We start from the raw sequence: 12,185 nt of genomic DNA on the forward strand, positions 1-12,185 counted from the left end.
GGTTCAGCTGCCGCGGCGGCGGGTCTTGATCAGGTCCATCCGCTCCTTGAGCAGCTCTTCGAGCTCCTCGATCGAGCGGCGCTCCAGCAGCATGTCCCAGTGGGTCCTGGGCGGCTTGACCTTCTTCGGCTCGGGGACGTCACCCTCGATCAGGGTGCCTTCCATACCGTTGCGGCACAGCCACGTGCCGGGGATTTCGGCGTCGTCGGCGAACGGGACGTCGAACTCTTCTCCGTTGTCGGTGCGGTAACGGGCCACCTGACGCGGCGCCAGGTCGTGGTTGCGGTCGGTCTCGTAGCTCACGGCTCCGAGACGACTGCCTCTCAAAACGCGATCAGCCATCGTCAACTCCTCAATGAACGCTAGTGGTCCAAGCTTCGCAGGCGAAGCGAGAACCCAGTGTCAACGCGTAGACGTCCCCTGGAGTTCCCGACTCGGCCGTCGATGATACGCGCCGCGGCGAATGACCCGGTTTAGAGTCGTGCGGTGACCTCGGTGACCCCGGCTGCCGCCCGTGACGCGACGCGCGCCCGTCCGCAGAGTTGCCGCTGGTGCGGCAGGGAGGTGGCCGACACCGGGATGGGTCGGCGGCGGCAGTACTGCCGACAGTCGTGCCGGCAGCGTGCCTACGAACAACGCGCGATGGTCAAAGGGACGTCGGTGCCCGCAGACGCGGTGGTGCTCTCGGCCGACGAGGCGTCGCTGCTGTCCGACCGGGTGTATCAGGTCCGGTGCGCCGCCGAGGACATGGCGGTGGCGATCGAGGAGGGTGCGGGCCCGGCCGAGTTACGTCAATTGTGCGATGCAGTGATGCGGGCGGCCCAAGCCGCTGACGGCTGGCGCTGACCCCGCGGGTTCGACGCGCCCGACAATCAGGCGCCACCAGCGGTACTGTAACCGCGTGTCCAGCGCTGAGTCGCCGGCGCCACGGGTGTGGCGCTTCGACGACTACACCCTCGACACGGCTCGCTACGAACTCAAGTGTGGCGAGGACGTGGTCCGCGTGGAACCACAGGTGTTCGACGTCCTGGCCCAGTTGCTGAGCAACCACGACCGCTGCATGACCAAAGAGGAACTGTTCGACGCGGTGTGGGGTGGCCGATTCGTCGGTGAGGCCGCGCTGACCAGCCGCATCAAGGCGGTGCGCCGCGCCTTGGGCGACGACGGCGAATCCCAGCGCTACATCCGCACCGTCCGGGGACGCGGCTACCAGTTCGTCGGGGCGCTTCGCGCACACCGCGACACGGACGGCGAGCCCGAGCAGGAACCCGAACCGGAAGTTCCCCGCCAGCACATCGCGTTCTGCCGGGCCGGTGACGGAATCCGGCTGGCGTACGCGATGACCGGGGACGGGCCACCGTTGGTGCGGGCAGCGAACTGGATGACGCATCTCGGCTACGACGTCGAGAGCCCGGTCTGGCGGCACTGGGTGCGGGACATGTCGGCGCACCACACGTTCATCCGCTACGACGAGCGAGGTTGCGGCCTGTCCGATTGGGACGCAGAGGATTTCACTTTCGACGACTGGGTCGCGGACCTGGAGTCCGTGGTCGATGCGGTGGGCCTGGAGCGTTTTCCGCTGCTCGGGGTGTCTCAGGGCGGCGCGGTTGCCGTGGCCTACGCAGCCCGGCACCCGGAGCAGGTCACCAGGCTGGTGTTGTGCGGAGCCTACGCCAGGGGCCGTGCGGTGCGAGCCCAGAGCGACGACGAAAAGCGTGCCGCCGCACTAGATTTGGATCTGGCCCGGGTTGGCTGGGGTCGCGACGACCCAGCGTTTCGCCAGGTGTTCGCCGCGCAGTTCCTGCCCGACGGCACCCGGTCGGACTGGGATGCTTTCGATCAACTGCAACGGCGCACCACCTCGCCGGAGAACGCGGTTCGGTTCCTGCAGGAGTTCGCCCACATCGATGTGCGCGAGCAGGCCGCGCACATACGGTGTCCGACGCTGATTCTGCATTCCCGCAACGATCACCGCGTTCCGATGCGTTACGGCGAGGAACTGGCCGCGCTGATCCCGGATTCCCGACTGGTGGCCCTGGCGAGCAACAATCACCTGTTGACCGCCACCGAGCCGGGCTGGCGGGTGTTCTGCGACGAGGTGGGCGCTTTCCTCGCGACTGAGCGGTGAGAGCAGGACTTCTCCACGCAATCTCCACCTAATCTTCATGCGGCGCCAGAGAAGGGCGTTCATGCTGCTCACATGAGAAAACACGCCCATACCCTGGTGGCAGGAGTCAGCGCGCTCGCGGCGTTCGGCATGCTGACCGCGTGCTCCGGCAACTCCTCGGCGCCATCGTCGACCGAGGCGCAGCCGGGCTCGCAGACCTCGGCCGTCTCGGAGGTACCCGAGTCCGCCCGCTACATGGCCGACGTGGCGGCGGCCGACGGCAAGACGATGACGATCGGGCTCAGTATCGACGGCGATTCGGTTGCGGCGTACGCCTGTAACGGCGTCGACGACGAGGCCTGGTTCTTCGGCACCCAGACCGCGGGTGACACCGAGATCACGTCGAAGTTCCGGGACACCCTCGCTGCGAGCTTCGACGGCGCGGTGGCCACCGGTGAGCTCACGATGAACGGGGTCGCCTACGACTTCACCGCCGACCAGGTGTCGGGGCTGGCTGGCATGTACACCGCCGAGGTCGACGGTGTCCGGGACTCCTGGGTGGTGCGTCCGGACGGCTCGGCCACCGGTGTGCGGTTCAGTGGGTTCGCCGAGGACCGGCGCAACTTCGATCCGTTCAACCTCGACGAGTTCAGCGATTTCGACGTGCGTAACGACATCAGGCCCAGCCGCACTCTGCGGCCGGCGGACCCGATCGAGTTCGAGGACGGCGCGCCGAAGGCCACCATCAACGGGGTGTCGGTGACCCCGGAACTGGTCACCGGAACATTCCGGCTGGGCTGATCAAACGACGCATTCGCCTGGCCTGAGCGCTCCGGGACAGGTATTGGTGGGGCGTGGACGAATGGTTCGAGCGCAGCCCCTTCGTCGGGTTCGTCCCGTGGATCATCTACTGGCTCGTCGCCGACGGCCCCAGCACCTGGATGTTCGGCGCTGTCTGCGCGGTGCTCGCCACCGTGCTGCTCGGGGTGTCGGCCGGATTCGCCGGTGTGCGGTTGCTCGACGTCGTGACCGTTGTGTTCTTCTCCGGCGTCACCATCGTCGGCCTGATCCTCGGGTCGGCCGACCGGGACTGGATGGACACCTACGCCACCACCCTGTCCAGCGGTGTGCTGGCCGCGATGGCACTTGTGTCGCTGGCCTTCGAACCGTTCACCGCGCAGTACGCCCCACCCGAGGCCGGGCGCCAGGAGTGGGAAGAGATCGCGTTCCGTCGAACCAACCAGGTGCTCACCCTGATGTGGGCGCTGGTCTTCGCGTTGATCGCGGTGTTGGGTTATGTGGCGGCCACGTCGCCGTCGACGGTGCACTGGACCAAGGCGGTGATCCCGGTGGTGGTGATCGTCGGCGCGATCGGTATGACGCAGATCTACCCGGGTCGGGTCCGGGCGAAGGCCCGCGACACCCGCGGATAGGCCCTCAGCAGCTGAACATCTTCCCGACGCCGGGGGGCGCGGCGGCCGGCTGCAGGCAGCCGTAGGGCACCACGCCCGCCGCGCTGATCCACGCGGCCGAACGGTGCGCGTAGTTCACACAGGCCAATCCGGTGCCATCGCTGCGGCAGCGGAAGTCGCCGAACGCGAGTGTGCGACCGGCCGGCAATTCGGGGCCGATGCCGTTGATGAACGGGCCGGGATCGCCGTGCAGCGCCCCGACCTGCATCGCGGTGCCGGTGTACTCGATCCAGCCCGGTTTCCACATGCCCTCGGCGCCGTCCGGTCGAGGGGTGGGGGAGTCGAGGTCGGCCAAACAGATCAACGCGTCGGCGTCGTACTGGACATCGGTGATGCACTGCGTCGAGTCGTGCGGCGACCCGGACGGCGCGGTGAACGCGATGTCGTCACCGAGTTGCGTGGTCACGCCGTCGCGGAAGGCGACGTGGTGTCCGGCCGGGTCGACGGGGTCGGCCTCTTCGATCCATTCGATGACGTCGCCGACCGGGGCGCCCGGCGGGGGCGCAGCGGCCGGCGGGCGCGTCGTCGACGGTGCTGCCCCGGTAGGCGAGGCCTGCGACGACGACGCTGCGGGCGGGGCGCCCGACGGCTCGGCCTCGCCACCCACCGACTGCGAGCAACCGGCCACCAACACGCCGATCGCGATCAGTCCTGCTATGCGCATTGCGCCAGGCTAGCGGTCCGACACGGCGCTGAAGGCGAGGCGGGGCGGGCCGCAGTTCGCTACCGTCGAATGAATGCATGAGCACATCGTCACGGTGAGAACCGCCTCGGGCGCCGTGGAAGGCTTCACCCGAGACGGCGTCCACCGCTGGAGATCGATCCCGTACGCGCGCCCGCCGGTGGGCGATCTGCGCTACCGGGCGCCCCAACCGGTGCAGCCGTGGTCGGGGGTGCGGCACTGCCACGGTTTCGGGCATTGCTCGCCGCAGCAGCGGATGTACACCATTCTGGCGCCCGGCAAATACCAGCCGATGAGCGAGGACTGCCTGACCCTCAACGTCACCACCCCCGCGGACCAGGCCGGCGGCCCGCTGCCCGTCAAAGTCTTCGTCCACGGGGGCGGCTACATGCTCGGCAGTTCGGCGACACCCATCTATGACGGTGCCTCGCTGGCGCGCAAGGGCTGCGTGTACGTGTCGGTGAATTACCGACTCGGCGCCCTGGGGTGCCTGGAGCTGTCGTCGCTGTCAACCGACGACATCACGATCGACGACAACTTGTTCCTGCGTGATCTGGTGGCTGCGCTGCGCTGGGTGCAGGACAACATCGAGGCGTTCGGTGGCGACCCCGACAACGTCACGATCTTCGGCGAGAGCGCCGGCGCGCACGCGGTGGCGACCTTGCTGGCCACCCCCGCCGCCGAGGGTCTGTTCACCCAGGCGATCTCGCAGAGTCCCACCACGGGCATGACCCGCGACGCCGACGTGGCCGCGGAATTCGCCGGCCGCTTCGCAGCGCAGCTCGGAGTCGGCGAGCGCGACGCCGCTGCGGCGCTGCGCGCCGCCCGTCCGGCCGAACTCGTCGACGCGCTACAGCGGCTGATCCTCGAAGGGCAGCGGGACATGCTGGGCGCCTTCGCGATCGGACCGGCCTACGGCACCGACTTCTTGCCGAAGGAGCCGGTCATGGCGATGGCCGACGGAGACGCCCACCGGGTGCCGTTGATCGTCGGGACCAACGCCGACGAGGGCCGGCTGTTCACCAAATTCCTGAAGCTGCTGCCCACCAACGAAGTCGCCATCGAGCGGCTGCTGGCGCAGGCCGATCCGGTTGAGCGCGAACGCATCCTCGCCGCCTACCCCGGTTACCCGGACCCGTCGGTCTGCGTGCAGCTCGGCGGCGACCTGATCTTCGGAGCGGCGGTGTGGCAGATAGCCCATGCCCACAGCCGGCACGCCCCGACCTTCGTGTACCGCTACGACTACGCCACGCGGGCGCTGCGCTGGTCCGGTTTCGGTGCCACCCACGCCACCGAGCTGCTGGCGGTGTTCGACGTGTACCGCTCCCGGTTCGGCAGGTGGCTGGCCGCCGGGGTCGACTCGCGCGCCGCCCGTCGGGTCAGCGACGACATCCAGCGGCGTTGGCTGGCGTTCGCCCGGCACGGAGTTCCGGGCGACGACTGGCCGCTCTACGACCGTCACGAGCGCGCCGTACTGGTACTCGATCACAAGCGCCGCATCGAGTTCGATCCGCATGCCGAACGGCGACGGGCCTGGCAGGGGTTTTCGCTGGCCAACCGGTGAGTCCAGCTGGCGAGCGGGGTGAATCGGCGCCGGACGTACCCCGCTGACTCCCCGCAACCGCGCATGTCCCCGCACGACACGCGCAACGGATCGGGCATTTGTGGCGCGCTCGCGACAGGGTGGAGCGGTGGTGATCAGATCGGTCCTGTTGTTCGTCCTTGCCGCCATCCTCGAGATCGGCGGAGCGTGGTTGGTGTGGCAGGGCGTGCGCGAACAGCGCGGGCTGCTGTGGGTCGGTGCCGGTGTGCTTGCACTCGGTGCCTACGGCTTCGTGGCCGCGTTCCAGCCTGATCCGCATTTCGGCCGCGTGCTGGCCGCCTACGGCGGGGTGTTCGTCGCCGGCTCCCTGCTGTGGGGCGTCGTCGCCGACGGATTCCGGCCCGACCGATGGGACCTCATCGGCGCCGTGGTGGCACTCGTCGGGGTGGGCCTGATCATGTACGCGCCCCGCTGACGTGGCTCAGCCCAGGTGGGCGCTGTCGTCGTCGAGGTCGGCGCGGCTCAGCCCCATCGGCGTCGCAGCGGGGATGTCCCCGGCGGCCACCACCTTCCTCGTGATCGGTGTCAGGGTGCGGAACAGCTCCTCGACCTCGCTGTCGTCCAAAGCTGCCAAGGCCGGCAGCGCCAGCGCGTCGGTGGTGTCTTCGAGGTGCTGCTTGAGTTCACGGCCGGCCTCGGTGAGCACGCCGGCGGTGTCGAGCAGTCCTCGCTTCCGCAGCGCCTCACGATGCAGCTCCCACTGCGCGTCGTCGTAGTCGCGGCTGCGCTTGATCATCTCCTCCGGCACGCGTTCCGCCGCCGCGTGCAGCACGTTGCATTCGCGGCCCGACACACCCAGCGAGGTCAGCACGGCGACGTGGCCGTCACCGCGGTGCTCGCGCAGCAGCGTCGTGGCCTGCCACAGCCGCGCGACCGGATCCTGCGGCCACTCGAGTGCCCGGTTGGCGGCGTACAACGTGCGTCCGCCGACCTCGGCCCCGGTCGCCGCTTTCATCGCCAGTTCGGCCGCGGCACCGGCCTCGTCGTCGTCCACGCCGCACCGGCGCAACGCCGCGGCCGCCGACTGTTCCCGGGCCCGCAGCGCATCGGAGGGTGAGATCACCGACCACGCTCCCGACAGCGACTTGGCGACCCGCTCCGGGGTGAAGTTGTAGAAGGCGGCGGTCACGATCTCGGTCGGCACCCTACCCAGTGGTGCCGAACGGGCCGCGAAGTAGCCCATCCAGAAGCCTCGCATCCCCAACCGGTCGAAGGTGGTGCGCGCTTCGGGGGCGAAGTAGGTGACGGCGTGGACAGGTTCGACTCGGTCGAACAGGCGGCGGGCCAGCGAGGGTTCTCTCGTCACCAGAGCAGTCAACCACTGCCCGGCAGACAGGTCTGCTAGGGTCCCCGGTGCAAACTTCCTAGTCGTGACGGGGCAGCTGATGAGGACGCTGATCGCCACGTTGACGGCGCTGACAGCAAGCGCGGTGGCCGCCGCGGGGTGCAGTGTGCAGGACGCCTCCCGCGCCCCGACCGTGACCAGCGCAGACCTGCAGAACGACATCGCCGCGCAGCTGGCGAGCGCAGGCGAGCAGCCGCAGGAGGTGACCTGCCGCGCGGATCTGGTCGGCGAGGTGGGCCAGACCTCACGCTGCGACGTCGTGATGAGTCCGACGAACAGTTTCCAGCCGATCGTGACCGTCACCGCCGTCGATGGCGCCACCATCGATTACGAGATGACGCCCGCGTTGTCCCGCGAGCAGTTGGAACGCGCGGTGGTCCGTCTGCTCGACGACGCCGGAGCAGCAGCGCCGACGTCGGTGGTGTGCCTGGCGGATCTGCACGGCCAGATCGGTGCCATCTCCCGGTGCGACATCACCACCGCAGGGCTGACCCTGCCGCGCACGGCAGAGGTCACCAGCGTCGACGGGTTGATGATGAACTTCGATCTGGTCCCGATCCTGACGCGCACCGAACTGGAGAACTCACTGCTGGACGACCTGGCCGCGCACGTCGGGGCGCGGCCGAACTCGGCCACCTGCGCCGGCCACCTCGAAGGCCGGCCCGGCAACACCGTCGACTGCACCGTCGCGGACGCCTCGACCACGGCGACGTTGCGGCTGACGGTCACCGCCGTCGACGGCGAGGCGATCGACTACAGCTACGCGCCGATGGGGTGAGACTTCTCAGCTCTTGACGACCTGCGTGCCGCCGGCCAGTTCGTCGTGCTTGCCCTGCTTGGTCGGGCTGCCGTTGATCGTCACCGCGATGACGATGATCGCGACGATTCCGAGCAGGCCGCCGACGAAGGGAATGATCGGCAGCAGCGTCCATGAGTTCCGGATGGCCGACTGAGCTACGGTCGGCTTCGGCGCGCCAGACGGTCCGTGCACGCTCAGACCGAGCAATTTCTTGCCCAAGGTCCACCCCTGCGTCACTTCCAGAGCCACGTAGTAGATGAACGTCAACAGGCCGGTGAACAGGCCGGTGATCCAGACGTTGGAGGTGGCGTCGACGGCGAACGCGAGGACGAATCCGATGATCCCCACGATGATGCCGTCGATGAAGCGCGCGGCGAAGCGCACTCCCAACCCGCCGGGCTTGGTGTTGCCGCCCGGCGGGGGATAAGACCCGGGGTATCCGTACTGGCCGGGCTGAGGCGGGTAGTCGCTCGTCATGGATCCGCTCTTTCTCCAGAGGTCAGCGATGCGACCTCACGGTACCGAGCGAATGTGACGTAGGGAAACGTTTTCAGAGCTTGCGGCGCTGTTTCCTGGCTTCCTTGCGAGCGGCCTTCGCGTGCTTCTCGGCGACCTTGGCCTGCTTCTCGGCGGCCTTGGTGAGTTTGGCGGCACGCCCGCGGGCCTGTCCGGCCAGCTCGTGTCCGCGTCCCCGTGCGGTGTCGGCGAGGTCCGGAGCCCGGTCGAGCGCCGTTCCGGCCAGCTCGGTCCCGCGGTGGCGGGCCAGTTCGGCCCACCCTTCGCCGCGTTCGCGGGCGACGTCGGCGAATTCGCCGCCGCGCTTCTGCGCGATCTCGGCCCACTCGCCGCCGCGCTTCTGGGCGACCTCTGCCCACTCCTCACCGCGCTTCTGGGCGACCTCTGCCCACTCCTCACCGCGTTCGCGGGCGAGATGGGCCAGTTCACGTCCCCGCTCGGCGCCGACGTGCAGTCCATGACCGAGCTTGTCGGCGAACTCACTGTCCGACAGCGACGAACCGGCGGCCGCCCCGACCGGCAACGCCGCCGAGACCGCTTCCGAAACCTTGTGCGCCGCACGGCGGCCGCGCCACCCCAGTGACGGTTTGCCTTCGGTGTCGACCGCGGCGATGATCAGCCCGCCCAGCAAGCTGATGTCAGTGATGAACGCTTTGCGCTCCTCGCTCTTGCGCTGAGGATCGGACTGGTTCCAAAAGGCGTTTCCACCAAGGGAACCCGGCACCACACTGGCAGCGAGAGCGATCGACGCGATGCGGGGAAACTTTCCGGTCGCCAACAGCAGGCCGCCGCCGATCTGCACTGCGGCATTCACCTTGGCCACCGTCTCGGCATCGGAGGGCACGTTGGTGCCTACCGGGTCCGGCAGCTTGGACAACCCGTCGAGGGTCTGCCGGGTGGCGTCCGCTGCGGGTTTGGGGCTCCGCAGGGATTCCACCCCGCGGGAGATGAACACGGCGGAGAGCATGGGGCGCGCGACACGTCGGATCAACATGGCGGCTGTGTTCCCCGGCGCACCGGCGGACAAACCCGGTGTTCCGAGTAACTTCTGCAGTATGGGCGAGGCAGCGCTGAACTGGACATGGGAGCAGGTCAGCGCCCATGTGCGCCGTTGCCGGCTGCCGTTCTGCGATGTCACGGTGGGGCTGGTGGCCACTCCGGCGGCAGTGGTGCTGATCGACACCGGCACCACGCTGCGTGAGGCGCGGGCGGTCGCGGACGACGTCCGCCTGCTCACCGGGCGAGACGTCGGCCACCTGGTACTGACCCATCATCACTTCGACCACATCCTCGGTCATTCGGTGTTCGCCGCTGCCCAGACGTATTGCGCACCGGCGGTCATTGCGGCGCTGGACACCGGCAGCGCGCAGGTGCGCGCGGAGGCGCTGAGCCACGGTGCCGACGCTGCTGAGGTGGATCGCGCTCTGGCAGCGTCCGTGCCGATCGGTCCGGCCGTCGCCCATGCGGTGCTCGACCTCGGCGACGTGACCGTGAGGATCAGCCATCCGGGGCGTGGCCACACCGACCACGACCTGATCGTGCTGGTCTCCGACATCGACCGGCCGGTGGTGTTCTGCGGCGACCTGGTCGAGGAGTCCGGGGAACCCTGCGTCGACCACGATTCCGACCTGCAGGCGTGGCCGGCGACGCTGGACCGTGTGCTCGCCGCGGGTGGCCCGTCGGCGGCGTACGTGCCCGGCCACGGGGCGGTCGTCGACGCCGAATTCGTGCGGCGCCAAGCAGACTGGCTGGCACGGCGGTGATCGTGCGATGAGCACAGGCGCCGCCCGGTAAGTTCGCCGCATGACCGATCTCGCCGTCGCGATCCGGGCCGGAGTGGCGGTGCTGACGCTGAACCGGCCCGAACGCCGCAACACCTACACCCCCCAGATGGGGGCACTCCTCGGCGCTGCGTACCGGCGCTGTGACGACGACGACCAGGTCCGGGCAATCGTGCTCACCGGGGCGGGAGAGGCGTTTTGCGCCGGTGCGGACTTCGCGGAACCGACCGGTCCTTTCGATTCGCCCGACGAACAGTTCAGTTCGTCGCCGATTTCGCCGGCGGCGTTCGAATTGCGCACACCGGTGATCGCCGCCGTCAACGGCCACGCCATCGGGATCGGTCTCTCGATGGCGCTGCAGGCGGATGTGCGCATCATGGCACGCGACGCGAAATACGCGGTGGCACAGGTGCGGCGAGGTGTGATCCCGGACTGTGCCTCGCACTGGACGCTGCCGGCGCTGGCCGGCGGCGCCGTCGCCGCCGAACTGCTGCTCACCGGCCGGACGTTCGACGGTGCCGAGGCCGCCGCGCTGGGAATCGCCTCCCGTGTCGCGGCCGCGGGGGATGTGCTCGACGTCGCGATGACGATGGCCGCCGACATCGCGGCCAACACCGCCCCGATGTCGGTGGCGCTGAGCAAGCGACTGCTCTGGGACACGATGGCGAAGGGTTACGGGCCCGGCGAGGTTGCGGCGATGGAGACGGCCCTGCACCACCGGGTGATGGGCAGCGCCGATGCCCGCGAGGGCGTGGCGGCCTTCCTGCAGCGTCGCCCGCCGCGGTGGACCGGTTCGGTGTCGCGCGACTGGGAACCCCTGCCGGACCCGTCCGGCTGAGTGGCGGGGCCGGACCCGTCCGGTTGATTGTTGGGGTCGGACCTGTCTGGCTGAGTGGCGGGGCCGGACCTGTCCGGCTGAGTGTTGGGGCCGGACCTGTCCGGCGGGACCCCGTGGCCCGAAATCGCGTGGACCGCGACCGCGACCGTCCCGTTCAATGCAGGGGTGGCAGCAAATCAGGCGCGGACGGGCGCCGCGATGGCCGTGGCCGCCGGGATCTCCCTGCAGATGGGCCTGGCGATCTCGGTCACCCTGATCGACCGGATCGGCGTCGAGGGGGTCGCGTGGCTGCGACTGGCGTGGGCCGGGGTCCTGCTGCTGGTCATCGTCCGTCCGCGGCCGGCCGCCTACACGCGCAGCAGCTTCCTGACGTGTGTGCTGCTCGGCGTCGTGACAGCCGGGGTCACCCTGCTGTTCATGGCCGCGGTGGACCGCATCCCGCTCGGAACTGCCAGCGCGCTCGAGTTCCTCGGACCGCTCGGGGTTGCGGTGGCCAGAGGTCGCGGCCGCACGCGCCTGCTGTGGCCGGGGTTGGCCGCGCTCGGCGTCGTGCTGCTCACCCAGCCGTGGTCGGGCACCGTCGACCCGGTGGGCGTCGGGTACGCGTTGGCCGCGGCCGCCTGCTGGGCGGGATACATCCTGCTCACCCAGCGCGTGGGTGACCAGGTCACCGGGATCCATGCGCTGGCCATCTCCATGCCCGTCGCCGGTCTGGTCGCGACCCTGGCAGTCGGACCCGTGGTGCTCGACCGGATGACACCCCAGATCCTGCTGCTCGGCGCCGGGATCGCGGTGCTGTTGCCGGTGGTGCCGTTCACGCTCGAACTCCTGGCGCTGCGCCGCCTCACCGCCGCCGCCTTCGGCACGCTGATGAGTCTTGAGCCCGGATTCGCGATGGTCGTCGGCTTCCTGGTGCTGCACCAGGTTCCCGGTCCCTTCGGTCTGATCGGGATCTGCGTGGTCGTGGCAGCCGGCATCGGTGCTGCCCGCGCCGGGGCGCGCTCGGCCCCGGTCGGGTTGGAGATCGCCTGAGAGCTCCCAC

15 protein-coding genes are annotated in these 12,185 nt (G+C 69.2%); 10 read left to right on the top strand and 5 right to left on the bottom strand.

From position 1 onward, the window contains the following. Positions 1-3: 3 nt before the first annotated feature. The gene (rbpA, locus tag ACEWX3_RS13515) at positions 4-342 is read right to left on the bottom strand and encodes an RNA polymerase-binding protein RbpA (RefSeq protein WP_152517515.1); all 339 of its coding nucleotides are present in this window, start codon (positions 340-342) and stop codon (positions 4-6) included. Positions 343-495: 153 nt separating this feature from the next. Here rbpA and ACEWX3_RS13520 point away from each other — a divergent pair, with 153 nt between their 5' ends. The 4 genes from ACEWX3_RS13520 (at position 496) to ACEWX3_RS13535 (ending at position 3,540) form a co-directional block, all read left to right on the top strand. Next, the gene (locus ACEWX3_RS13520) at positions 496-846 is read left to right on the top strand and encodes a hypothetical protein (protein WP_373889119.1); all 351 of its coding nucleotides are present in this window, start codon (positions 496-498) and stop codon (positions 844-846) included. A 55-nt stretch (positions 847-901) separates the two neighbouring features. Then, positions 902-2,128: an alpha/beta fold hydrolase gene (locus ACEWX3_RS13525; RefSeq protein WP_374159673.1), complete on the top strand. Its 1,227-nt coding sequence runs from the start codon at positions 902-904 to the stop codon at positions 2,126-2,128. A gap of 72 nt (positions 2,129-2,200) precedes the next feature. Continuing rightward, the gene (locus ACEWX3_RS13530; RefSeq protein WP_207069119.1) at positions 2,201-2,908 is read left to right on the top strand and encodes a hypothetical protein; all 708 of its coding nucleotides are present in this window, start codon (positions 2,201-2,203) and stop codon (positions 2,906-2,908) included. A 53-nt stretch (positions 2,909-2,961) separates the two neighbouring features. Next, positions 2,962-3,540, top strand: a complete 579-nt coding sequence (locus tag ACEWX3_RS13535; protein WP_374159674.1) for a hypothetical protein — start codon at positions 2,962-2,964, stop codon at positions 3,538-3,540. Positions 3,541-3,544: 4 nt separating this feature from the next. Here ACEWX3_RS13535 and ACEWX3_RS13540 read toward each other — a convergent pair whose 3' ends face one another. Continuing rightward, the gene (locus tag ACEWX3_RS13540) at positions 3,545-4,243 is read right to left on the bottom strand and encodes a hypothetical protein (protein ID WP_207069120.1); all 699 of its coding nucleotides are present in this window, start codon (positions 4,241-4,243) and stop codon (positions 3,545-3,547) included. A 73-nt stretch (positions 4,244-4,316) separates the two neighbouring features. Between ACEWX3_RS13540 and ACEWX3_RS13545 the strand changes: the two genes are divergently transcribed. Then, complete coding sequence (locus ACEWX3_RS13545; protein WP_207069121.1) at positions 4,317-5,825, top strand: carboxylesterase/lipase family protein; 1,509 nt, start codon at positions 4,317-4,319, stop codon at positions 5,823-5,825. A 127-nt stretch (positions 5,826-5,952) separates the two neighbouring features. Then, positions 5,953-6,279 carry a YnfA family protein gene (locus ACEWX3_RS13550; RefSeq protein ID WP_207069122.1) on the top strand — a complete coding sequence of 109 codons (327 nt, stop codon included), beginning with the start codon at positions 5,953-5,955 and terminating at the stop codon, positions 6,277-6,279. A 6-nt stretch (positions 6,280-6,285) separates the two neighbouring features. Here the strand turns inward: ACEWX3_RS13550 and ACEWX3_RS13555 are convergent, their stop codons facing one another. After that, on the bottom strand, positions 6,286-7,170 hold the full coding sequence (locus tag ACEWX3_RS13555; protein WP_374159675.1) for a hypothetical protein: 885 nt from the start codon (positions 7,168-7,170) through the stop codon (positions 6,286-6,288). Positions 7,171-7,234: 64 nt separating this feature from the next. Between ACEWX3_RS13555 and ACEWX3_RS13560 the strand changes: the two genes are divergently transcribed. Further along, a complete protein-coding gene (locus ACEWX3_RS13560; RefSeq protein WP_374159676.1) occupies positions 7,235-7,987 on the top strand; it encodes a DUF4333 domain-containing protein in 753 nt (250 codons plus the stop codon). A gap of 6 nt (positions 7,988-7,993) precedes the next feature. On the opposite strand, the gene ACEWX3_RS13565 is transcribed toward ACEWX3_RS13560, so the two are convergent. Both ACEWX3_RS13565 and ACEWX3_RS13570 read right to left on the bottom strand, forming a co-directional pair. After that, a complete protein-coding gene (locus tag ACEWX3_RS13565; protein WP_207069124.1) occupies positions 7,994-8,485 on the bottom strand; it encodes an RDD family protein in 492 nt (163 codons plus the stop codon). A gap of 73 nt (positions 8,486-8,558) precedes the next feature. Beyond that, positions 8,559-9,518: a DoxX family protein gene (locus ACEWX3_RS13570; protein ID WP_207069125.1), complete on the bottom strand. Its 960-nt coding sequence runs from the start codon at positions 9,516-9,518 to the stop codon at positions 8,559-8,561. 76 nt (positions 9,519-9,594) lie between these two features. Between ACEWX3_RS13570 and ACEWX3_RS13575 the strand changes: the two genes are divergently transcribed. The 3 genes from ACEWX3_RS13575 (at position 9,595) to ACEWX3_RS13585 (ending at position 12,175) form a co-directional block, all read left to right on the top strand. Next, positions 9,595-10,287: an MBL fold metallo-hydrolase gene (locus ACEWX3_RS13575; protein ID WP_374159854.1), complete on the top strand. Its 693-nt coding sequence runs from the start codon at positions 9,595-9,597 to the stop codon at positions 10,285-10,287. 40 nt (positions 10,288-10,327) lie between these two features. Then, a complete protein-coding gene (locus ACEWX3_RS13580) occupies positions 10,328-11,143 on the top strand; it encodes an enoyl-CoA hydratase/isomerase family protein (RefSeq protein ID WP_374159677.1) in 816 nt (271 codons plus the stop codon). Positions 11,144-11,308: 165 nt separating this feature from the next. Beyond that, a complete protein-coding gene (locus tag ACEWX3_RS13585; RefSeq protein ID WP_374159678.1) occupies positions 11,309-12,175 on the top strand; it encodes a DMT family transporter in 867 nt (288 codons plus the stop codon). Positions 12,176-12,185: the final 10 nt, after the last annotated feature.

The sequence above is a fragment of the Mycobacterium sp. G7A2 genome (genome assembly GCF_041902445.1).
Lineage (GTDB): Bacteria > Actinomycetota > Actinomycetes > Mycobacteriales > Mycobacteriaceae > Mycobacterium.